18 protein-coding genes and 1 tRNA gene are annotated in these 22,526 nt (G+C 60.4%); 9 read left to right on the forward strand and 10 right to left on the reverse strand.

Annotated elements, in window-relative coordinates; translation table 11 throughout:
* The first annotated feature begins 278 nt into the window (after positions 1 to 278).
* From JNK74_26815 to JNK74_26835, 5 genes are all read left to right on the forward strand, one after another.
* Positions 279 to 734 (forward strand): DUF1569 domain-containing protein, encoded by a 456-nt coding sequence (locus JNK74_26815; GenBank protein ID MBL7649805.1) that lies wholly within the window; start codon positions 279 to 281, stop codon positions 732 to 734.
* Positions 735 to 854: 120 nt separating this feature from the next.
* Positions 855 to 1,613: a ParA family protein gene (locus tag JNK74_26820; protein ID MBL7649806.1), complete on the forward strand. Its 759-nt coding sequence runs from the start codon at positions 855 to 857 to the stop codon at positions 1,611 to 1,613.
* Positions 1,606 to 2,529: a ParB/RepB/Spo0J family partition protein gene (locus JNK74_26825; protein MBL7649807.1), complete on the forward strand. Its 924-nt coding sequence runs from the start codon at positions 1,606 to 1,608 to the stop codon at positions 2,527 to 2,529. The genes JNK74_26820 and JNK74_26825 overlap by 8 nt, the downstream gene beginning before the upstream one ends.
* A 158-nt stretch (positions 2,530 to 2,687) precedes the next feature.
* On the forward strand, positions 2,688 to 3,959 hold the full coding sequence (gene serS / locus JNK74_26830) for a serine--tRNA ligase (protein ID MBL7649808.1): 1,272 nt from the start codon (positions 2,688 to 2,690) through the stop codon (positions 3,957 to 3,959).
* Positions 3,960 to 4,234: 275 nt separating this feature from the next.
* On the forward strand, positions 4,235 to 4,978 hold the full coding sequence (locus JNK74_26835; protein MBL7649809.1) for an NAD-dependent deacylase: 744 nt from the start codon (positions 4,235 to 4,237) through the stop codon (positions 4,976 to 4,978).
* 99 nt (positions 4,979 to 5,077) lie between these two features.
* On the opposite strand, the gene JNK74_26840 is transcribed toward JNK74_26835, so the two are convergent.
* The 5 genes from JNK74_26840 to JNK74_26860 all read right to left on the reverse strand — a co-directional run bounded on the left by JNK74_26840 (position 5,078) and on the right by JNK74_26860 (position 10,444).
* On the reverse strand, positions 5,078 to 6,640 hold the full coding sequence (locus JNK74_26840; protein MBL7649810.1) for a hypothetical protein: 1,563 nt from the start codon (positions 6,638 to 6,640) through the stop codon (positions 5,078 to 5,080).
* A gap of 128 nt (positions 6,641 to 6,768) precedes the next feature.
* Positions 6,769 to 7,611: an alpha/beta fold hydrolase gene (locus tag JNK74_26845; protein ID MBL7649811.1), complete on the reverse strand. Its 843-nt coding sequence runs from the start codon at positions 7,609 to 7,611 to the stop codon at positions 6,769 to 6,771.
* Between the two features lie 138 nt (positions 7,612 to 7,749).
* Positions 7,750 to 8,763 (reverse strand): D-2-hydroxyacid dehydrogenase, encoded by a 1,014-nt coding sequence (locus JNK74_26850; GenBank protein ID MBL7649812.1) that lies wholly within the window; start codon positions 8,761 to 8,763, stop codon positions 7,750 to 7,752.
* Positions 8,760 to 9,995: a mandelate racemase/muconate lactonizing enzyme family protein gene (locus JNK74_26855; protein MBL7649813.1), complete on the reverse strand. Its 1,236-nt coding sequence runs from the start codon at positions 9,993 to 9,995 to the stop codon at positions 8,760 to 8,762. The genes JNK74_26850 and JNK74_26855 overlap by 4 nt, the downstream gene beginning before the upstream one ends.
* A gap of 224 nt (positions 9,996 to 10,219) precedes the next feature.
* Positions 10,220 to 10,444: a hypothetical protein gene (locus JNK74_26860; protein MBL7649814.1), complete on the reverse strand. Its 225-nt coding sequence runs from the start codon at positions 10,442 to 10,444 to the stop codon at positions 10,220 to 10,222.
* Positions 10,445 to 11,155: 711 nt separating this feature from the next.
* Between JNK74_26860 and JNK74_26865 the strand changes: the two genes are divergently transcribed.
* Entirely contained in the window at positions 11,156 to 12,769 is a 1,614-nt protein-coding gene (locus JNK74_26865; GenBank protein ID MBL7649815.1) for a hypothetical protein, read from the forward strand.
* 128 nt (positions 12,770 to 12,897) lie between these two features.
* Here the strand turns inward: JNK74_26865 and JNK74_26870 are convergent.
* The 5 genes from JNK74_26870 to JNK74_26890 form a co-directional block, all read right to left on the reverse strand.
* A tRNA-Ile gene (locus tag JNK74_26870) sits at positions 12,898 to 12,974 on the reverse strand.
* Between the two features lie 110 nt (positions 12,975 to 13,084).
* On the reverse strand, positions 13,085 to 14,851 hold the full coding sequence (gene rpoD / locus JNK74_26875) for an RNA polymerase sigma factor RpoD (protein MBL7649816.1): 1,767 nt from the start codon (positions 14,849 to 14,851) through the stop codon (positions 13,085 to 13,087).
* A gap of 43 nt (positions 14,852 to 14,894) precedes the next feature.
* The gene (locus JNK74_26880; GenBank protein ID MBL7649817.1) at positions 14,895 to 16,655 is read right to left on the reverse strand and encodes a DNA primase; all 1,761 of its coding nucleotides are present in this window, start codon (positions 16,653 to 16,655) and stop codon (positions 14,895 to 14,897) included.
* A gap of 170 nt (positions 16,656 to 16,825) precedes the next feature.
* The gene (locus JNK74_26885) at positions 16,826 to 17,572 is read right to left on the reverse strand and encodes a glycosyltransferase family 2 protein (protein MBL7649818.1); all 747 of its coding nucleotides are present in this window, start codon (positions 17,570 to 17,572) and stop codon (positions 16,826 to 16,828) included.
* 134 nt (positions 17,573 to 17,706) lie between these two features.
* Positions 17,707 to 19,371, reverse strand: coding sequence for a glycosyltransferase family 39 protein (locus JNK74_26890; GenBank protein MBL7649819.1), 1,665 nt, complete (start codon positions 19,369 to 19,371; stop codon positions 17,707 to 17,709).
* Between the two features lie 167 nt (positions 19,372 to 19,538).
* Here JNK74_26890 and JNK74_26895 point away from each other — a divergent pair, with 167 nt between their 5' ends.
* The 3 genes from JNK74_26895 to smpB are packed head-to-tail and all read left to right on the forward strand — an operon-like array spanning position 19,539 to position 22,385.
* Entirely contained in the window at positions 19,539 to 20,582 is a 1,044-nt protein-coding gene (locus tag JNK74_26895) for a TonB C-terminal domain-containing protein (GenBank protein MBL7649820.1), read from the forward strand.
* Between the two features lie 17 nt (positions 20,583 to 20,599).
* Complete coding sequence (gene tolB / locus JNK74_26900) at positions 20,600 to 21,913, forward strand: Tol-Pal system beta propeller repeat protein TolB (GenBank protein ID MBL7649821.1); 1,314 nt, start codon at positions 20,600 to 20,602, stop codon at positions 21,911 to 21,913.
* A gap of 7 nt (positions 21,914 to 21,920) precedes the next feature.
* Positions 21,921 to 22,385, forward strand: coding sequence for an SsrA-binding protein SmpB (gene smpB / locus JNK74_26905; protein MBL7649822.1), 465 nt, complete (start codon positions 21,921 to 21,923; stop codon positions 22,383 to 22,385).
* Positions 22,386 to 22,526: the final 141 nt, after the last annotated feature.

The following is a 22,526-nucleotide window of genomic DNA, read 5'->3' on the forward strand; positions in this document are numbered from 1 at the left end:
GCCGCCTGCCGCCTGCCGCCTGCCGCCTGCCGCCTGCCGCCTGCCGCCTGCCGCCTGCCGCCTGCCGCCTGCCGCCTACCGCCTACCGCCTACCGCCTACCGCCTACCGCCTACCGCCTACAGCCTACAGCCTACAGCCTACAGCCTACAGCCTACAGCCTACAGCCTACAGCCTACCGCCTACAGCCTACCGCCTACCGCCTACCGCCTACAGCGCCCTGTACCATTTTCCCCGCTTGGTGGTAGAATAGCCACGGGAAGACTGTGGGAAGCGTTTTATGCACCATTTCGATGGGGATTTTGTTGAGGAAGTCGTAGAGCGTCTAGGCGGGATCAAGCGTGATGCGATCCCGCGCTGGGGCCAGTTGCGCCGGGACACCATGATCGAGCACCTGATCTGGTCGCTACGCCATTCCATGGGCAAGTCGCGCACTATTCCTTTTTTTGGCAACTGTTTTTCCCGATGCGTAAAACGCCCCCTCGTTCTGGCGGGCGTACTTCCTATCACCATGGCGATGGAACTGCCGGAGCACCTGCTCCACCAGGGTCTCAAAGCCCGCGAGCCCGGCGATCTGGAAACGCTCCAGGCCATTCTGGAGGAGTACCTGACCCTCGTGCAGGCGGACGAGTTGAAACCAGCCCCCCACCCCACCTTTGGTCGGATGGATATTGACGGTTGGGACCGCTTTCACGTGCTCCACTTTGAGCATCATCTGCGGCAGTTCGGCACCTGAGTTCTGCGGCCGATCCGCCCCAAATTCCGTCCCGCTATTGACTTAGCCTGGGCGGGGTTCGTATCATACGCCCCTTGTTTCTACCTCCTTATCCACCACCAGAACTGTTAGGGCGTATCGTTGGGACGTGTAATTGCTATAGCCAATCAGAAGGGGGGCGTGGGCAAGACCACCACCGCCGTCAATCTCTCCGCCTGCATGGCCGCGGCCCACAAGAAGACGCTCCTGATCGACCTGGACCCGCAGGGCAACGCCACCCAAGGCCTCGGAGTCGATAAGAACGCCGTGGAAGGCAGTGTCTACGACCTGCTGGTCAACGATAAATCTGTTGCCGACGTCGCCCTCGCCACGGAGTGGGACAATCTCTTCATCGTGCCCTCAAACCGGGAGCTGGTAGGCGCGGAAGTCGAGCTGATTGACGAGGAAGGCCGGGAATTTCGCCTGAAGACGCGCCTGGCCGAGGCCTTGAACGACTATGACTATATATTCATCGACTGCCCCCCCTCCCTCAGCATTTTGACGCTGAACGGGCTCGTGGCGGCGGATGGTGTGCTGGTGACGCTTCAGTGCGAGTATTATGCGCTGGAAGGGCTCAGTGAATTGCTTCAGACCATTATCCTGGTGCGGGACAATCTGAATCCCGAGCTTACGGTCTTCGGCGTGCTCTTGACCATGTACCAGCACACGAATCTGTGCAAGCAGGTGATGGACGACGTGCGGGGTCACCTCGGCGAGTCGGTCTTCCAGACCATCATCCCCCGGAATGTGACCCTGAGCGAGGCCCCCAGCTTTGGCAAGCCCGTCATCTATTACGACTTGAAGTGCGCGGGCGCCCAGGGCTACCTCGCCCTGGCGCGGGAGGTCATCACCCGTGGCTGATGCCAAGCGCAAAGGGCTGGGCAAGGGCCTGGGGGCGCTGATCGGCGGTGGGTCTCCATTGAATCGGCCTGCCACGGCGCCGACCCCGACCGCAACCGTCGCGCCCGCACCAGCGGAACCCGTCGCTTTGAGCGATGGCGCCGTACTCATCGAGGTGGACCCCTCGGAGCTGCGCTCCAACCCGAAGCAACCGCGCCACGTCTTCCGCGAAGAAGCTCTTCAGGAACTGGCGGAATCCATCCGCCGCGACGGCGTGCAGGAGCCGGTTCTGGTTCGCAGGGTCGGCGAGCACTATGAATTGATCAGCGGTGAGCGGCGCGTCCGCGCGAGTATCATGGCGGATCGAAAGCTGATCCCCGCCGTGGTCCGGGACGTGTCGGACCGCGACATGCTCAAGCTGGGCATCATTGAGAATATTCAGCGCGAAGATCTGAACGCGATGGAAACGGCCCAGGCCTATCAGGATCTGATGGACGAATTCGGCTGGACCCAGGAGCAGGTCTCTCAGGAAGTGGGCAAGAAGCGGGCAACGGTGGCGAACTCGCTCCGCCTGCTGAACCTGCCCGAGCCGGTGCAGGTGATGGTGGCGGATGGCTCGCTGAGCATGGGCCACGCCCGGGCGCTGCTGAGCATCGAATCGGTCTCGGGCCAGATTAACGCCGCGCGAAAGATTGTGAACGAGGGCCTCTCGGTGCGCCAGGCGGAAAAGCTGGCGACGGAACAGAAGGGCGCCGCCAAGCCCCCCGCGTTGAAACCGCCCAAAGACCCGAACGTCGCCCAGTTGGAAGACGACCTCCGGCGCCGCCTGGGCACGAAGGTCCACCTGAAGACGCAGGAAGGCGGCAAAGGCCGGATCGAGATCGAGTATTTCTCGCTGGACGAGCTGGATCGCCTGCTGGGCATGCTGCGCGGCTAGGGTATGCATGATTGCGGGGGTGCTTGAAGGACGAAAGACTTAAGGGACCGAAAGGACGTAAGGGACTGGAAGCAAGTTGCATATAAGTCTCTGCTGTCCCTGTAGTCCCTGTGATTTGTAACTATTGCTTGCCTGCTTATCCTAAAAGGCCTCCTATCATGCTCGACATCAAACTAATCCGCCAGGACCCCGAAGCCGTTACCGCCGCACTGGCGAAACGGGGCGGCTCCTTCGCCATCGACCAGGTACTCGAAGAAGACGCGAAGCGCCGTACGCTGGTCTATGAGATGGAACAGCTCCGCGCGGAGCAGAATGTGGCCAGCGAGGCCATCGGCGCGGCGAAGAAAGCCAAACAGGATGCGAGCGTAGCCATCGCCGCGATGAAGACCATCAAGGATCGCATCGCGGTGCTGGAAGAGCAGGTGCGCGAAGTGGACGCCACGCTGGCCGACCTGTTGCTGGGCATCCCCAATCTTCCGGATGAGAGCCTGCCCGTGGGCACGAGCGACGCCGACAACCGCGAAGAGCGGAAATGGGGCGAGATCCCAAAATTCGACTTTGAGCCCAAGGATCACGTGGCCATTGGCGAAGCGCTGGGCCTCCTGGACTTTGAGTGTGCGGCGAAATTGACCGGCGCGCGCTTCTGCCTGAGCCGGGGCGCGGGCGCGCGGCTGGAACGGGCGCTAATCAATTTCATGCTGGACACGCACACCGGCCAGCACGGCTACACCGAGATCCTGCCTCCCTTCATGGTGAATTCGCAGAGCATGCAGGGCACCGGCCAATTGCCGAAATTCGCGGCGGACGGCTTCCGCATTACGGACACGGACTACTGGCTCATCCCCACGGCGGAAGTGCCCGTGACGAATATTCATCGCGACGAAATTCTGAGCGATTCCGATCTGCCGATTTACTACGCGGCATACACGCCCTGTTTCCGCAGCGAAGCGGGCGCCTATGGCAAGGACACGCGCGGCATGATCCGCCAGCACCAGTTCAACAAGGTGGAGATGGTGAAGTTCACCCGCCCGGAAGATAGCTGGGACGAACTGGAGAAGCTGACGAACAATGCCGAGGCGATTTTGCAGGCGCTGGGTCTCCCCTATCGCGTCATGACGCTGTGCACCGGCGATCTCGGCTTCTCCGCTGCGAAGACTTATGACCTCGAAGTCTGGCTCCCCGGCCAGAGCGCCTACCGCGAGATCAGCTCCTGCTCGAACTTCACGGACTACCAGGCGCGCCGGGCGAATATCCGCTTCAAGCGCGACAAGAAGCCCGAGTTCGTCCACACGATCAATGGCTCGGGCCTGGCGGTCGGCCGAACCCTTGTGGCCGTGCTGGAGAACTACCAGCAGGCCGATGGGTCGGTGATCGTGCCGGAAGTGCTGCGCGGATACATGGGCGGGCTGGAGCGGATCGCGAAGGCTTAGGCGGGTGACGGGGCAGGCGGAGGACTTGTGAAAGTTATCGTCCAGCGGGAGCACGGACTTTCCAGTCCGTGATTTTCGTGCGACGGAGTCGCACGATACGCGGGTAAGAAAACCCGCGCTCCCGTTTGGCGCTCACGGTCACAAAACAAGCGCATGTGGCCGCTTGGTCACCAACGTGAGCTTAATGTCAAGCTGGAAGCTTAACCCACGTTGGTGCGCCGTTCCAAAACCGAGTGCCAATGGATAACACGAGTACCTCCCGGAGGCACCACCCCATGACCGACGCCCTCAAACAAGCCGCACAGGCCATCGCCAAAGGCCGCCACGTCATCGCCGTTACGGGCGCGGGCATCTCGGTGGAAAGCGGTATCCCCGACTTCCGGAGTCCCGGGGGGATTTGGGACACCTATCCGCCGGAAGACTACGCCACGATTGACGCGTTCCTGGAAGCCCCGGATCGCGTGTGGCAACTGTGGTACGACCTCGGCGCGATGCTGGGTGATGTGCAACCGAATCCGGGCCATCATGCCCTGACCGCGCTCCAGAACATGGGTCGGCTCGAAGCGATCATCACGCAGAACATCGACAACCTCCATCAGGAATCGGGCTCGGTGCAGGTGATCGAATACCACGGTAATGGCCGGCACATGCGCTGCGTGGTGTGCGCCGGAAATGTGCCCCTTGACCTATCACTTCGGAGCGAGAACGCACCGCGCTGCGCCTGCGGCGGGGTGATGAAGCCGGACGTGGTGCTCTTCGGCGAAGCCATACCCCGCGACGCGCTGGAAGCCGCCGACCGCGCGGCGGCCTTGGCGGACGTGGTGATTATCGTTGGCACTTCCGCCACCGTCTACCCGGCGGCGGAACTGCCGGTAATCGCGAAGCGCAACGGGGCCTACATCATCGAGTGCAACCTGGAGCCGACGGAGTTTACCGGGTATATCACCGATGCCTTCTTGCAGGGGCCGTCGGGGAAGGTGTTGCCGAGGCTGGTGGATGCGGTGCGAGAGTTCTTGTAGCCAATTCCCGTCGCAGCGGCCGCGCCAAATGAAGGGTGCCACATCAAAGGAGTGTAGCTCGATCAATGTGGCACCCGGCGTAGCGTGAACGTGGTAGGTTTACTTTACCGGATCAAGATAAACCGCGTAGAGCCCGGTCTTTTCTCCCTTAAGCCCCAGCTTCAACCGAACGGTTTTTCCCGCAAGCAACGCGAGGCCGTCGCCTTTCCACTTCACGGGGCTGGTCATCGACTTGGCCCCTTTCACCTCGCCGCTGTTTTCGCCGCTGAACTCGGGCAGCAAGGCGCCGTTTTCATCCGCGATTTCGACGGTAATGTTCTTGGCACCATCGGCATTGAGTGAAATTGCGACTGCCTCCGCAGGCAACGTAATCGGTGCGGACCATACCGTGCCGACTTCGGCGCCCTCGGCGACACTCAGGTTACCCCAGCGATCGCGCGGGAGCGTGGCGAGGCCGATTTCCCCGTAGTAGTTTTTCGCGGTGTCGGTGGCGTTGCGCCAGCGGCCGTGGTAGATGAGGGTTTCGTCGCCCACGTTCAGGATGCCGTTGGCCTGGCAGAGGATGGTGGGGTCGTTTTCGCCAGCGGCCTGGGTGGCGGGTGAATCCAGTTGTGAGATGAATACATGGCCCGGCTGTGGCTCGCGGAATTGTATGCCGTCATTGCTCACCACAAGGGCGAGATCGCAGGTAATCAGGCCGGAGCCGTACCAACCTTCCTTTCGACCCTGTCCTTCCGGGGGATTGTGCCAGCGTCCATACAAACCCACGGCTACGTTTCCAAAGCTGGCAGCGCCAATGCCGAGATGCACCTGTGGATAGTCGCCGAGCAAGCCCCGCTTGGAGAGATCCTCCGCTTCCGCGAGGCGAAAGGCGTCGTGATAGGGGATGTCCCAGGTCATGAAGTCCTGCGACGTGGAGGCATAGCCCTGCCGGCCTTCAACTTCGCCTCGCCCATTCATTCCGATGCCCTGACCATGCACAATATAGCGACCACCAAACTTGAATAGACTTCCGCTTTCCATGAATTTATCCGTGGGATAGCCATCGGGCACATTCCACTGGATACCGTCGGCGCTGAAGGCGGGCCGGAATACCCATGTCTTTTGACGCGTCGTATAGAGCATTTTATAGCGGTGAGCAGGATTGGGGTCATCCTCGTCGAGGAGCACCATGGCAATCTGAGTCAAGGGGTCAGGCAGGAAGATAGCGTTATTTTCCTTGCTGCCGTTGATCTCGACCTGCCCAAGATGGGGCTTTGTCCAATCGATGCCGTCGTCACTTTCTGCGTAACAAACCGGACCCTGCTTCAGGTCCTGCTCCTGACCCTTTTCCTTGCTGACGGCGTAGTACCACATGCGGAACTTGTCGTTATCGTGGAGGACGGTGCCGTAGAAATGGGCCGCCATGGTGTCGGGCGCATTCGGGTTGCCCTGCTCGGGCGTGAGCACGGGCTCCTTGCGCACCTTGGGCTTCGAGAGGGTTAGGTTGAGATTTTCACGATCCCGCAGGCCCTGATCATCAATGGCGAGAAGGGTTACGCGTCCTTTCACGGAGAGGTTGGACTCGGGGAAAGTAAACGCGGACTCGGCAGCGAATACGGGGGCCAGCAGCGCCGCCGCTGCGACAAGTCCAGCCAAGACACCTATGCGATTCTTCATCATGTTGCCTTCCTTGTGCGCAGCGCGCAAAATTAAAAATGGATCCTTGGTGCTCTTTGCGTTCTATGTGGTTGCTCATTTCTATTTTCGACCACAAAGAACGCAAAAACACAGAGAAAGAAATACGAGCATTACTTCAACTTATCCTCAATCCATTCAGCGGCCAGTTCCGGTGCACCCTTGGGCGTCGTGTGGCCCTTGGGTTCGGGCAGCACGACCAGCGTAACGTCGGCTTCGTTAGTCTTCTCGAGCGAGATCGCCGTCACGCGGCGGGCAAATGCGATGGCGTCGTCCGAACTTACGCGCTCATCGCGGTCGCCGATGATCAGCCAGACCGCGCGACCTGCGAACTTCTCAGCATTCGCCAGCAGCGACAGAGCGGCAACATGCTCGGTATTCTTCGCGCCACTGAACTCGCGCAGCGCCATGAGATTGGTGACGGGCGCAAATGCTGCCGTGGCGCGGATGCGCGGATCCGCGGCCGCGACGTGGAGGGCCATGAAACCGCCGCGTGAGGTGCCACAGGCGGCGATGCGCGCGGGGTCCGATGCGCCCGTGGCGATGAGGTGATCGAGTACGGCCCGCACCCGCATGGTGACGGGCGCAATGAAATCCTCATTGTTATCGCTGCGCGTGCGCCAGGTACCCAGGGAGCCCGGCTCGCCCTCACGCTGGTCCGTACCGTGGCCCGGCAGGTCAAGGGAGACGCAGAGATAGCCCTGCTCCGCAAGCGCGTCGCCGCACTGGCGGAAATAGGGGTTGTCGAGGGTGGCTTTGATGTCGGACGCGAAGATGAAGAGCGTGGGCGCGGGATAGGTGACCTTGGTGCCCCAGAGGCCGTATTCGATACCGTCGGGAGTCTTGGCGGTGACAACTTCGCCGTTGAGTTCGGGGCGCGTCGATTCTTGCGAGTTGACATGGAAGCAGACCAATGCGCAGGCCACGATACAGATTCCAGTGATGACACGACTCATGGTCAACCTTTCACCGACTCAAAGTCCGCTAACGGGAGCGCGGGTTTTCTTACCCGTGTATCGCGCAACGAAGTTGCACGAAAACACACGGACAGGAAAGTCCGTGCTCCCGTTTTGCGCGCGCTCAAATACATTGCGTTAAGTCCTTGGCGTGAGCGCGTCCGATGCCAATTCATTCAGCGGTGCCTCGCCCCGCAACACCCGCTCGACATTTTGCACAAACAAGTCCCACACGCGCTCGGGGAAGCGTGTGCTTTTCGTCGAACCCGAGATGTGGGGCGTCATGATCACATTGGGCATCTTCCAAAGCGGATGCTCCGGCGGCATGGGGTAGTGGTAGTGGGTGTCGAGCGCCGCGCCCGCGATCCAGCCTTCGTTCAGGGCCTGAAGCAGCGCCGCCTCCTGGATGATGGGACCGCGCGCGGGATTGAGCAGGAATGCGGTCTTCGGCAATTTACGCAAGTCTTCTGCCGTCACCAGTCCGCGTGTGCTGTCGTTCAAGGGCAGCGCGATGATGAGAAAATCGAGGCCGGACAGAAATTCGCTCTTCGCTTCGGTCGCGAAGACTTGGTCGGGCAAGACGCCGTCGGGATCGCCCGTGCCGGGCACGCGGTAGAGTTCATGTTGCGGCGTCGCGCCGTTGCGCGCAAGCACGTGAATTTTCAATCCAGCAAACTTCGCGATGCGCGCGGTTTCGCGGGCGAGGCCGCCGTAACCCCAGAATCCGACGGTGCGTCCACGAATCTCGGATTGAAATTGCGCGCCCCGATCCCAGTGGCCCGCCTGCTGGTTGCGATACATCTGCGGCAGATCGCGGGCGAGGTTCACCATCATGGCGAAGCACCACTCGGCGATGGGCACGTCGAAAACACCCCGCGCGTTGGAAGCGCGAACGCCCCGAGCGGGAAGATTGTGGGGAATGATGTGTTCGAACCCCGAGGAGGTAATCTGAATCCACTGGAGCGCGCTCATGTCGTCCAGATTCTCCGGCACGTCGGCGCAGAAGAGCGCGTCGATATCGCGGAGCTGCTCTACCGGACGCACCACGCGCTCTTCGGTGATGGGATCGGCGATGGTCACGTTGACGCCCGGCAGGGCCTTGAGGCGCGTGAGGCCCGGCTCGTAAATCGGCGTGTCGATAAAAATATTCATCGGGTGAGCAAGTCGTCCATTTCTTCCAGGCTTTTGCCCGGCACGCTATTGAATTCGCCGCTGCCCGGCTTGAAGGGATATCGTGCCTTGGTGGCTTCGCTCAATACAATGCCGAGGCCGGGCGCTTCGGGCGGCAACACGAAGCCGTCCTTCATCTGGAAGGAATCCCCCACCACCTCGCTGTGCAGCGGGCCATAGTCCGGCGGCACTTCCACGATGCACGTGTTCGCGCAGGCGAAGGCCGCGTGGACATTCTGCATGAGCGATCCACCCGCGCCCCAGGCATGGGTGGCGATGCTGCGATTGCGGGCCGCGAGCATCGCCGCGACCTCCACCACGACCAAAAGTCCGCCGGTGAAAGACGCATCAGGCTGGCCGATGTCGAAGCAGTCCATGTCGATGAAGGTGCGCCACTCCGCCGCGCCGGTGAGGCATTCACCGCCCGCGATGGGGAGGGTAGTCGCTGCGCAGAGTTCCGCATAACCCCAGGGGTTCGTATAGTGCAGCGGTTCCTCAAAGAAAACGAGGTTGTACGGTTCGAGCGCCCGGCACACCGCGATGGCCGTCTCCACGCTCCAATGGCCCGTGGGCGCATTCCCCATGTGGGCGTCCATCATGACGCCGATATCCGGGCCCACGTGCATCCGGATGTATTCCAGCTTCGCCACTTCAAAGGCTGCGGCTGCCGCAGGCTCGCTCTCGATTGCAAAGCCGTGGTCGGCGTGAAAACTGCCCGCGCCGACCTTGAAGCCCCGAAAGCCCAAGGCCAGGTAGTGGTCCATCTTGCGTGAAAGTTTGTCCAGAGGATAATTGCTCGAACCGCCCGTCGCGTAGGCCGCGAGTCGCGTGTGCTTCGCGCCACCGAGGAGCGCGTGGACGGGTTTACCTTCAAGCTTTCCTTTGAGGTCCCAAAGCGCGGCTTCGATGCCGTTCAACACGATGAGGCCCAGCCCCACGCGGCACCAGAAGTTCCCGCAGTGGTACATGCGCTCCCACAGATCGGGGATGTCATCTACGTTCTGTCCGACGAGGATCGGCTTGAAAAACTCCACGATGGATGGTACCGATTCCGGCGCGAAATAGCCGCCGTAGGTCTCCCCCACGCCGATGTGCCCGGCGTCGGTGTGAATCTCAATAAACGCGGCGCTCCGCAGCTTACGCGTCTCGCTGAGGAAAGGATCGTGAGTGCAGGGCCCGGTGAGGAGAATGGTTTTGACGTCGGTGATCTTCATGGGTTCCTCGGGCCGGGGCTGAGTGCTGCGCAATTGGTTATAACAACATAGACCCGAAGACATGGGGATGTCAAGATAACTGCGAAACAAAAAGCGATTTCAAGTCGTGCCACGCGATTCGGCTACGCCGATTCGTGTGCCCGTGGCGAAATGGACTTGGTGCCGCAAGGCGCATCCAACTGGCCCCTGTTGAACTACACCAATGACGATAAATTCGCCGACCTTCAGGGCGAATCGCGCGTATCATCCGCCACGGCGCCGTAGCTCTCCGCTTGTTCAGAGGCTCTTGGCACCGAGAGCTTTTTCGGGTCGGGATTCAGGAACACATGGGGCGACGCCCGCTCCTCTTCGCGGAGTGCTTCGACAATTCTATCCAAATCGTTCTCATACTTATCCGCATGCGCCTTACGGATGAGGCGGATTTCCTCAACTATCGGGTCTGGCAACATCGATCGAACCTCCTAGTTCCTCTGGCGAACAGAACGTAGGGCAGCGGTATCCGCAACGTTCCACCTCGCGGCGTACGGCTAGTTCCGTTTCCACGTTGTTCATGTGGCGAAAGTTCCACGTCAGCAGGAAGTCAACACCCTGGGCTGCGGCAATTCCGATATGGAGCGCGTCATCCGCACTACCCTGAGGTACTGCGCCACTCGCAAGCAGTCTCCTGGCGACGAACCTCGCCTCGTCGGAAATGCTTAGTCTTGGAATCCCCATCAGGCTTTCCAATCGCAGCCTCGGGATCACCTCCACGAATCTCGCTCTCGACGAGCTGGGACACACACAATTCAAACCGACTTCGGTGGTTGTCCCACCAGTCCCGCGTGACCGCCTGCCGGGCAGCGACAATCACATCGCGGCTGGGACGCGCCGCCAGGTAGCTGACAACCGACGATTCAATATAGACTGTGGACTTCATAGTATAGTCCGCTCCGAACGTATTCTGCCGCAACTCTTGTTGTCATTAAAACATTACACACTTGTACTGTCAACCGCTATCGCGTCCGAAAGGGAAAGAAGAGGCGTTCTGCAGGCGGGACGCCTGCGCTCCCAGCCTTGCACGTTACATTTGCAGGCGAGAAGTGGCAGGGTAAGCTCGTCGACACGAAAATCGCCCCACGTGTTATCGTCCGCTCCACCGACATTTCAAGGAGTCTTTCACTATGCGTTTCGCTACATTGCATTGGTGGTTCATCGCAATCACCCTGGCCATCGCTTCTTATACCGCCCACACCCAGGAGCCCCCCGACGCCCCGCGCATCCCGCCGACCACCGCGCTGGGCGGCCCCGCAATCTGGCCGTCTTATGAAAAGATCGAGGCGGTGTTAAGGCATTGGGCTGCGGAGCACCCCGTGGGCTTTCAGTTGGAGGAGCTGGGCAAGTCGGTGGAGGGCCGCAGCATCTATTCCGTCACCATGACCGACCCCGACGTACCCGATGAGCACAAGCAACACGCCCTCGTCACCGCGCTCCATGCGGGGAACGAGCGGGGCGCGGCCACGACAGTAATGAGCATCATCGAATGGTTCCTGTCGAGCGATCCGCGGGTCGGAGAGATTCTCCGAAATCAGGTCGTGGTGTTCTTGCCGCTGGTGGATCCCGACCGCTATGAAAAGGGCCAGTTCACACCCATCTACACCGAGTGGAATAAGGACGGCCCCTTGAAGCCCGAGGAGGTGCCCGAGGCGGTGTATGTGCAGCGAGTCTTTGATCGCTTCCAGCCCGATCTCCATGCGGACATCCACGGAACGAGTCTGGACTTCGAAAAGTACATCATGTTCGAGAGCTCGGGCTGCGCTTATTCCAACAGCGCTTTGCGGCCCTATCACCGGGAGATCGTGCGTCAGATGGACGAGGCGGCGATGGTCGCGGGCTATCCCATGGACACGCTGGAGGACGATGCCGAGCGCCAGTTCTATGGCCCCGGCGTTTCCGAGATGGCGGCGAAAAGTTGGTACGGCCAGCCGCGGTACTATGCTGCGAACTACCTCTACGACCACTTCCACACGCTGGTCTCCGCCACGGAGGTGTGCTGGGAAGAAAGCGGGCTGGTGCGACACCAGCGTCTGCTGGAAATCGGCAACGAACGCTGGCCGGGCTACTACTATCCCGGCTATCCCAACCAAGTCATCATGAGCAACACGCACGTCTATCTCGTGGCCTATGGCCAGACGGCGACGGCGCGCCGGGCAAGCCGGATGGAGCTGTGGAATCGCATGGACGAGTTCACCTTCGGCAGCCTGGACCCGGCGATGGAGGGCCGGGCCAGTGCTTTTCTCGCCACCAGCGCGAGTGCCGAAGGCTACCTGAACGACGACAAACTGGAGGTGACGCTGGCGAAGCTGGAGAAACATCCCCGCATGAACTACGCGGCGATCAAGGACTTTTTCCACGACTGGCCCGCGGGACAGAACGGCCCCACGCCGCAGTTGTATGTGACGCATCGCACGCCGGAGAAAGTCCCTGCGGAAGTGGAAACGGTGGGGGTGCCCGCGCCCATCCAGCACGGCGCGAGCATCCAGTTGCGGCTCCCCTATCCGAACGCGAAGATTAAGGAGCTAACGCTGAATGGGGTACCCATCGCCACCTCGGAGGTGGACGGTTACGCCAACTGGACAGCACGGGCCTCGACGTATATTCAGATAAATCTTTCGCCGGAACGCATGGCGGAGGAGGATCTGTTCATCGTGACCTGCGACTACGAGCCCGGCTCAACGCGGGGGCATTGGGACACGTGGCGGACGTTCGAGAGGGACGATCCAGGCAAAATGCAATAGAATCATCGCACGACCTGTTTGGAGGGTAATCCTTGCGTTCCGCCCTTCAAGTTGGCACAAATCTGCAACATTTGAGGGGGTTGCAACAAAAAACGACCTACGCGATCTGCGTAAGTCGTTGGTATCATTGGTGGGCCCTGAAGGACTTGAACCTTCGACCAAGTGATTATGAGTCACCTGCTCTAACCGACTGAGCTAAGGGCCCCTGAAGTTGGCTGCCGGAACAGGGGGCAATCATACTGGTTCCGCGGCGGAAAACGCAAGAGCCGAACGCGTCTTGGGGCGCGTCCGGCTCGAAGTCTTCGCGTGGGTGGCCTATTGCATGAGGCTCCAGTCGAGGAAGGTTTTGAGCTCGCGCGAGCGCGTGGGGTGGCGCATTTTGCGGAGGGCTTTGGCTTCTATCTGGCGGACGCGTTCGCGGGTGACGTTGAACACGCTGCCGACTTCTTCGAGGGTGCGGGGGTAGCCGTCGCCCAGGCCGAAGCGCAGTCGGAGCACCTTCTCTTCGCGCTCGGTGAGGGAGCCGAGCACTTCGTCGAGCCGTTCCTGGAACACGCTGAAGGCCGTGGCGTTGGCCGGGCTTTCGGCGCCTTTGTCCTCGATGAAATCGCCGAAGCTGGAGTCGCCTTCGTCGCCCACGGGGGTTTCGAGGCTGATGGCTTCCTGAGCGATCTTGAGGATGGACCGGACCTTGTCGGCCGACATTTCCATCTCTTCCGCGATCTCTTCGGGGCTGGGTTCGCGGCCGTATTCCTGCACCAGGCGGCGGCTTGTGCGCACGAGCTTGTTGATGGATTCGATCATGTGCACGGGAATGCGGATGGTGCGGGCCTGATCCGCGATGGAGCGGGTGATGGCCTGGCGGATCCACCAGGTGGCGTAGGTGGAGAATTTGTAACCGCGCTGGTATTCGAACTTGTCCACCGCCTTCATCAGGCCGATGTTGCCTTCCTGGATCAGGTCGAGGAAGGACATGCCGCGGTTGGTGTATTTCTTGCCGATGCTGACCACCAGGCGCAGGTTCGCCTCCACCAGCTCCATCTTCGCATTGTAGATGAGTTCTTCACGGTGCTTGATGATGTCGATGAGGGCGCCGATTTCGTCGGCGTTAAGCTTTGCGTCCGCTTCGATCTGGTCGATCTTGCGCTGGGCGATGGTGAGGCGGCGTTCCGCGTCGAGGATGGATTCCTTTTCAGGCCCCAGTTTCTCGTTGGCCGTGGCGGTGCGGCGGATTTTCGCGGCCTGCTCCTGGATTTCCTTGCCGTCGTGGCCGATCTCGCGTTCGACCCGATCGATCTCGTCGCGGCATGCCTGGATGCGGCGCTTCAGACCTTTGATCTTCCGGCCGATCTTGGAGATCTCCTTGGACTTCAGGTTGAAGAGGCTCACGATGGAAATCTGCTCTTCGCGGGACGCATCGATCTTCTTGTCGAGGCTCTGGCGGGCCTTGTCGGTCATACCGCCTTTGCGCGACTTCTTGTCCTGCGTTTCGATGTTCGTGTCCAGCTCGACGATTTTTTCCATCAAGTCGGGCAGGTCGTTTACGAAGCGGTGGTGGATGCGGGGGTCTTCATCCTTGCAGATCTGTGCGTAGCTCAGGCGGCCGGCCAGCAGGCGGGCGCCGATCATCTGCACTTCCTTGAGGGTATAGGGGGTGCCGAGGATAACGTCGTTCAGGTCGTTTTCGGCGGCTTCGATGCGCTTGGCGATGGCCACTTCCTGGTCTTTGGTGAGCAGGGGAACGCGACCCATCTCGCGCAGGTACATGCGCACGGGGTCGTCCGCGCGCTCGAGTCGGCTGTGGGCGGCTTCGCGGCGCAGCTCCGCCTTCTTGGCGATCTTTGCCTTGCGGCTGTCTTCCGCCTTGCGCTCGGAATCGATTTTATATTCATCGACCAGTTCGACATTGGTGTCGCTCAGCGCGACCATGACGTCGTCGATTTCCTGCGGCGTCGCATCTTCGGGGAGGATCGCGTCAAGCTCGTCAAAGGTCAGCCTGCCGGTTTCCCGGGCGCGCTCTATCGTCTCGGTCGTCTTCTGGTCCTTGATGGTCGTCGGCTTGGTTTTCTTTGTCACGGCCATGGCTCACCCTCGATTCGTGGTGCCGGTTGGGATTGGGGGCCTCCTATGAGGCGCCAATCCGCTCCAACTGTTTTTTTAGCTGTACTTTTCGTTGCAATGCCACGGTCAGGCGCAGTGGATCTCCCGCGCGCTCGGCTTCCTGGATTTCTGCAATTGTTTCTGCGGCTTCAATGCGCAGCGATTCTTTTTCCAGGGCCTTCAAACGCTTGGAAACCAGCAACTCCGGTTCCGTGATCTGCTCCGCGTCTATCGCCGCGGAGGCGGCATACAGACGGCGGGCTTCTTCTCGCTCAAAATCCGACTGCATGCTCCGAACGTCGCCGCGGCAGAGCACCTCCAGCACCTCCAGCATCGCCGTGCGATTTCGTGGTGGCACGAGTTCCAGGGCCTTCCGCGCGGTGTCCAGCAGGGCCGGATCGCGCATCAGTGCGGCAAGAAAATCGCAGTCGTCCTTCGAGAAAACATACTGAACTTCAATTTCGGGCGCGTCGTCCTCCACTTTTCGCTGCGGAGTCGACGTCGTGTACTTCTCATATTCCTTGCGGCATGCCCATGGGTTCAGGCCCAGGCGCTCCGCCGTCAGACCGAGATACTCGTCCAACCGGACTTCGTCCTCGATATGGCGCAAAATATCAAATAATTCATGGGCCACTTGCGTGCGCCCTTCGATACTGCCCAGGCGGCTTTCGCTCTGCCGGGCGTAAAAGGTCACAAAGTCACTCGCCTCCGACACCATCTGGCGGAAGGCGCCTCCACCGGCGTCCCGGATAAAGTCGTCCGGATCCTGACCGCCGGGCAGCGCCATCGCGCGCACCGCCAGTCCCGCCGCCGTCAGCACCCCCGTCCCCTTCAACGCCGCCTGAATTCCGGCGGCGTCCCCGTCATATACAATCACGACGCTGGGAACGTAACGGCGAATCAGCGAGGCCTGCTCCGCCGTCAGGGCGGTGCCGCAGGTCGCCACGACATTTTCGATGCCCGCGTCAAAACAGCGGAGGGCGTCAAAATACCCTTCAACGAGTATGGCGAACTTCTCGCGTCGCATTGCGTCGCGGGCCTCGTGAAGGGCGTACAAAACACGGCTTTTCCGGTAGACCTGGGTCTCCGGAGAGTTGATATACTTCGCGGGACTGTCATCCAGCGCGCGACCGCCGAAGGCCACCACGTTGCCGGAAACATCCTTAATGGGAAACATTAACCGGTTGCGGAAGGCGTCGTAGCGACCACCGCCGTCCCGATCTTTGAACAAACCGGAAGCGCCGAGCACCGGTTCTGAAACACCCCTTTTTTGCAGGGCATCCAGCAGCGTGCTCCAGCCCTCCGGGGCATAACCGAGTCCAAAACGATCCACCGTCTCCGCCTTCAAGCGTCGGCTGTCCAGATAGACCCGAGCCGTCTTCCCCCGGTTTTCATCCTTCAGTACAGCGCGGAAGAATCGCGTGGCCAAGTTGTTGCAGTCCAGCAACTGCTTGCGCAGGCCATCCGCGCCGTTATTGTCCCCCGTGGGGGCGGGCAAGCGGACGTTTCCGCGATCCGCGAGCTTCTGCAGGGCTTCCACGAAGGCCAGGCCTTCGTGTTCCATCACAAAACTGATGGCGTCGCCATGCTTACCGCAGCCAAAGCAGTTGTAAATCTGCTTGTCCTGGCTGACCACGAACGAGGGGGTTTTCTCGCGGTGAAAGGGGCAAAGTCCCTTTTTCCGGCCACCACCAGCGCCCTTCAATTCCACGAAAGCGCCAATGATTTGGACAATATCATTCGCCGCCAGTACTTCCGCCACAACTTCTCGCGAATACATACTCACGCGTCGAAGGGGTCCTTTCCTGGCTGGATCACCAAACTGATAAACCCGCTAAATACCCGGAACAGGCCCTGTGAAATCTAGTAAATTCCTAACGGTACAGCGCGCAGGCATGGCACGCCCCAAGGACCTGTCAAGGTGTGGACAGACTATACCATTCTGAGACGGGCTTGTCAAACTGCGCCGGTCTTGTCCTTGCGCGGGAGCAGACCGAGCCAGGAGCCGAGGCGATACTGGAGAATCATCAGGATCATTTGACAGCCGAGGGTAAAGGCTCGAAAGAGACTGCCGGTCACTGAAGATACCCCTACGCGCTTGCGATAATTCACGGGGATCTCCACAAAGGGAAAACCGTTCAAGATCACCAGCAGCATGAGCTGGGGGCCGAAGTGAGAGCCACCCACAGTGAACTGGGGGCGAACCTTTTCATACACGTGGCGGTGCAGCAAACGCATCGTACAGCCCACATCGCTCAGGAACGTCGTGTTGAAGAGAAACTCCATCAACTTGCCCACGGCGTAATTCCCCCATTTGAGGAATAAGCCCATGTTTGCGCCATCCCAGACGAATTCCCGTGCAGTGCGCGTGCCGAAGACCACCGGCATGTCGTCGCTGAAGGCCAACAGCTTGATCACGTCCTTGCCCACGAAAGTTCCATCAGGCTCCGCGAGAATCAACAGATCGCCTGTGGCCTCGTCCAGCCCCCGCCATATGGCGTGGCCGTAGCCCTGAGCCGATTCGTGCACCAGCCGCGCCTGAGTGGGGCGCACTTCGTCGTCGGTACCCTCGGCGGCGTTGTTGTTGACCACGATGATTTCGTCCACGTAGCCCGAGGCGAAGAAATCCTCAATCGCCGCGCGGATGGAGTCTTTTTCATTGTAGGTCGGGAAGATGACCGACACTTTTTTGTCTCGCCACATGGCGCGATGATCCTCCGCGGGTTTGGGTCGGGGTATGAATGGGTCTTATGGGTCTTATGGGTCGTATGGGGCGTATGGGGCGTATGGGGCGCGCGAACTATGGGGCACCAAATATCATAAGGCCCCTATTGGGATCACCAATAGGTATAAAAAAACGTTTCTGTAAACCAGCACTGAAACATGAGGAACAGCGCCGTGACCCAGAGCGCGCCGCCGCTTTTTCCGGATGTTATCCCGCGCTCGAGGTGACAGGCGGCCGGCAGCACCATGAAGGGGATCATATACATGGCCGAGCGCTCGCCTTCGCCCCGCGCCAGGTAAAGCAGATTCAGCGCGAGCAGCGTTAGCACGACGATAATCCATGTCGCCCGACGCGCCTTCTCCCCGCGAATTACTTCGCGAATGGCCAGCAGGGAGAGGGGAATGCCCCCGAAGTAGAACCAGCACAGGGGGTTCAGAAAGCGATAGGTCCACGCGGGCAGCCGGGGAGTCAGCTCGTCCAGATGGCGCTGATCCGTGTCGAATTGTGTCTTGGCCACGTGGAAAGTTTCGATGATATTGAAACTTGACCACCAATAGACCAGCCCGATAACCCCGAGGGTTGCAATGATCATCAACAGCGCCGTTTGCACCACATTCCATCGGGTTTCCGGCTTCAGCAGCATCCAGAGGCCCACGAGGCCAAAGTACACCCCCACCCCAATGAGGGAGAACTTCAGGAGCGCCATGCATCCATAGCCCATGCCCGCCAGCAGGGCAAAGCGCGCGGATCGGGTGCGGATGGCGCGCTCGAAGCAATAAAGCGTGCTGAGGGTGAAGGGCGTGAAGAGGGCGTCTGCGCTGGTGGCCGTAAAGAGCACGATGGAAGGGGCGAGGGCGTAACAAATCACCGCAATCAGGGCACAACGTTGTCCCGCGATGCGCTTCACCCAGCCATAGAGCGGAAAGATGGCCAGGGTGCTGAAAAGGACCGTGGCCACGGAAAGGGGCATGGGGGAACTACTGAAGAGGAACAAGGATAGAATCCAGAGCAAAGCGATCGGTCCCGGTGGATGGACCTTGGCATGCATCGAGAGGTGCTCGTGAATTTTCAGGTAGTCCCTGAATAAACCCTGTATGCTGCTCGTCTTGCCAATGTCGCCGATGTATTCGTAGGCCGTACGGCTGTAGGCCTGGTCGATGCCCCCGAAGCCGTCCCGGATCATGGCGACGGCAAATGCAAAGAGCACGGAGAACCCGAAGAGTCCCCAGAGCACCCGGCGCACCGCGCGGCGGTCCAGTGCCTCGCCCGTTTCCAGCGCGGGAAGGAGAAAACGTCGAAGGAGAAATACGCCACACGCCATAACCGTCACGACCGGCAACTGCCACCCCAACGCGGGCAGGAGCCTGCGGAGGTAGCGGCGGAACAGTTCCCCTTCGTCTCGCGCCTCAGGTATCAGCAGGAGCAACCAGACGATCACAATGATGGTGACCAGCATGGCATACGCGGGCAGGGCCTTCCCCGGAACCGGACCGCCTATGAGTCGCCAGCCGGCCACGAGCAACAGCAGCGACAAGGCAATGGCGGTCGCGAAGCCCGGCTCCGGCGCAAAAAGCGCATAAAAGGGTGTCGGGTGACCGTAGATGCCTTCCAGGCCAATAGCCCACAGTCCGCCCATGAGCAGCAGAAAGCCCGCAAGAGTGCGGGCATATACAAGGGCAAGGGCGTGCGTGGATGGCGTCGAAAAGTCGTTGGCGCGGCGGTGCATGGCCGCATTGTAGCGGAGTGCGCGGCGGGATGTAAACGCGACCGAACACATCAGAAGCAGCCAAACGTCTTTGGGCGGCCCTGGCGATTTGAGGTCGTAAATGGAACCAGGCCCGCCAAAAACGGTATACTACGTGAAGTGCAGGCACGTGCCGTCCCCCCATATTTGGTATGTCCGCGGGGGCTGAACCCGCCCCTCCCGGGGCAACGCTAGAGACCATGAAACGAAGACCCGTACGATACCGGCAAACCGGGGCCCAGCCATCGAAGCTCAGCGTCGCGCTGATGCTTTCGATCCTGCTCCATATTGCCCTTTTCGTCGTGCCGCTGACGCTGGTCTATCTGCTCAAGCGCGATCCCCCCATGGTAACCCGGATCCAGCTCGTCCAGGGGGCAGACACGGGTGCCCTCCGGCCCGATCAGGCCGCGCCCAATCCCCATCAGGGCCCGCCCCCCGAGGACAAGGCCAAAGGCACGCCGGATGCAATTCCGGATCCGGAGAAGAAGCCGGAAGAGAAGCCGAAGGAAGAACCGAAACCGAAGGAAAAACCCAAGGAAGAGCCCAAGCCCAAGGAAAAGCCGAAGGAAGAGCCGAAACCAAAGGAGAAGCCTAAGGAAGAGCCCAAACCCAAGGAAAAGCCGAAGGAAGAAGCCAAGCCGAAGGAGAAGCCCAAGGAAGAGCCCAAGCCCAAGGAAAAACCGAAGGAAGAGGCCAAGCCCAAAGAAAAGCCGAAGGCGGAAGACAAGAAGAAGACCGAGGAAAAGCCGAAGGAAAAGCCAAAGAAGCCCGTCGTGCTGGAGGAATCCGACGACAGTCCCATCGATGAGGACATGGAAGATCTTGAGTCGGTCGATACCGGCCCTGTCGGTGTGGAAGATGGCATGGAGGGCCTGGAGGAAGTTCACGTCGCGAAGAACGTGGGCGAGCTTACCCAGGGTTCCGCAGTCGAAGCGGCCGACTTTCCCTCGGCCCTGAGCTATTGGGCCACCTTGGTGAAACGCAAGGTCGACCGGGCCTGGCTTGGTAAAGTACCACCCGGACTCAGTCTGGACGCCGCCGAGATCAAGGTTCGTGTGGGCTTCTGGGTCAATCGCAACGGCGAAATTATCGACGACCCGGTCATCGTGGACGGGTCCTTCGATTTGAATCTGCGCGAGAGTTGCATACAGGCGATCAAGGAGTCCTTGCCCCTGCCGCCTTTTCCAGATACATTTACGGAAGCTGAACAGTACATTACCTACGTGTTTACCCTGACCCGATAGGTCAAAAGGAGAGTCCCTTGAAGTCAAAGCTCTGGCTAGGTCTAACCGTGATATGCGCGCTCGTCGCCCTGTCCCCCCGTGCCGCCGCGCAGTTGGAGATTGTGGGCGAAGGCCAGTCCCTCGGCGCGAAGATTCCGATCGCGGTGCCGCCCTGTGCGTCGTCCGATCCCTCTCTGGCCGCCCTCGCGCGGGATCTTGCCCAGGTCATCGCCGACGATCTTCAGTTTTCCGGACTGTTTGACGTGTTGCCCGCCGAGCGCTATCCCGCCGGTTTTGTCGCGCTCGATCCCGATGTGCAGCGACTTGATCGCGATGCCTGGGCCGCCACCAAGAGCGAGCACCTCGTCTTCGGCAACCTGAAGCAGGACGGCGGCACGCTGGTAACGGAATTCCGCCTTTTCGACTTGTTCAGCAAGAACCAGGTCTTTGGCCTGGAGCTGAAGGTCGATAAGAACTTCCCGCGCCTCGCCGCCCACCACTTCTCCGAGCAGGTCATCAAGAATCTCGAAGGCACGCCCGGCATCGGTACCTCCGAGATTTGCTTCAGCGCCGGCTCCACCGGCAGCAAGGAAATTTACGTCTCCGACTATGACGGCGCGAACATGAAGCAGGTGACGAAGCACAACTCGATCTCCATCAAGCCGAAGATGTCACCCGATGGCAGCAAGATTGCCTACTTGTCCTTCAAGGACCGCTACTCCTTTCTCTACGTCTTTGACCGCATGACGGGCGTCTCCGTTCCCCTCTCGAAGGAAGTGGGCTTGAACATCGCCCCCGCCTGGTCGCCCGATGGCCGCCAGCTTGCCCAGGTGCTCAGCAAAGACGGGAACAACGAGATCTATCTGCGCAACGCCGACGGCACGAACTTGCGCCGCCTGACCCGTAACCGCGATCTCGACACCTCGCCCGTGTTCTCGCCCGATGGCAGCCGCATTGCCTTCGTCAGCGACCGCGGCGGCAATCCCCAGATCTATGTCATGAGCAGCAGTGGCGACGGCGCCGCGCGGCTCTCCTTCCAGGGCGGCAGTTCCTACGACCCCGCGTGGTCGCCCGACGGCAAGTACATCGCCTATGTCGCCGAGAAGTCCGGCGAAGGCCTGGAGATTTACATCATGGGCGCCGACGGCACCGGCCACCGCCGCCTGACCGACTCCCAGGGCAGCAACGAATCCCCGAGCTGGTCGCCCGACTCGCGGCACGTCATCTACTATTCAACCCGCAACGGCCAGAAGAGCCTCTATACCTACACTGTTGAAACCAGCGAAGAGCGCCGCGTTCCCCGCCTCACCATGAGCTGCGAGGGTCCCTCCTGGGGGCCGCGCCGGAACTAGGCGAGCCATGGGCGAAAGCATCATTGTAGAAAACCGGATTGCCCGGCGTAACTATGAGATCCTGGATACCTACGAGGCCGGCATCGTCCTCGTGGGTACCGAGGTCAAGTCGTTGCGCGAGGCGGGCAACATGACGCTGAAGGACAGCTTTGCCGACATCAGGACCAACGGCGAGTTGTATCTCGTGGGCGCCCACATCCAGCCTTACAAGCAGGGTAACATCTACAACCACGAGCCCGAGCGCGCCCGGAAGCTGCTGATGCACAAACGAGAAATCCTGCGGCTGGACCAGCGTATCGCCGAGAAGGGCCTTACGCTGGTCCCGCTGAAGCTCTATTTCAAGAACGGCATCGTGAAAGTGTTGCTCGGCCTTGGCCGCGGCAAGAACGTGCGCGACAAGCGCGACACGATCAAAGAGCGCGAGGGCAAGCGCGAAATCGAGCGCGCCATGAAGGGCGGCGCAAAGCAGTAACGCGGGCGGATTCCGGTTGTATTGCTTTGTGCGTCACCCGCGTGCAGCCCGCGAAGCGCGCGCCCGATGGGTCTTATGGGTCTTATGGGTCTTATGGGTCTTATGGGTCTTATGGGTCTTATGGGTCTTATGGGTCGTATG

This window comes from Candidatus Hydrogenedentota bacterium (assembly GCA_016791475.1).
Taxonomy (GTDB): domain Bacteria; phylum Hydrogenedentota; class Hydrogenedentia; order Hydrogenedentales; family JAEUWI01; genus JAEUWI01.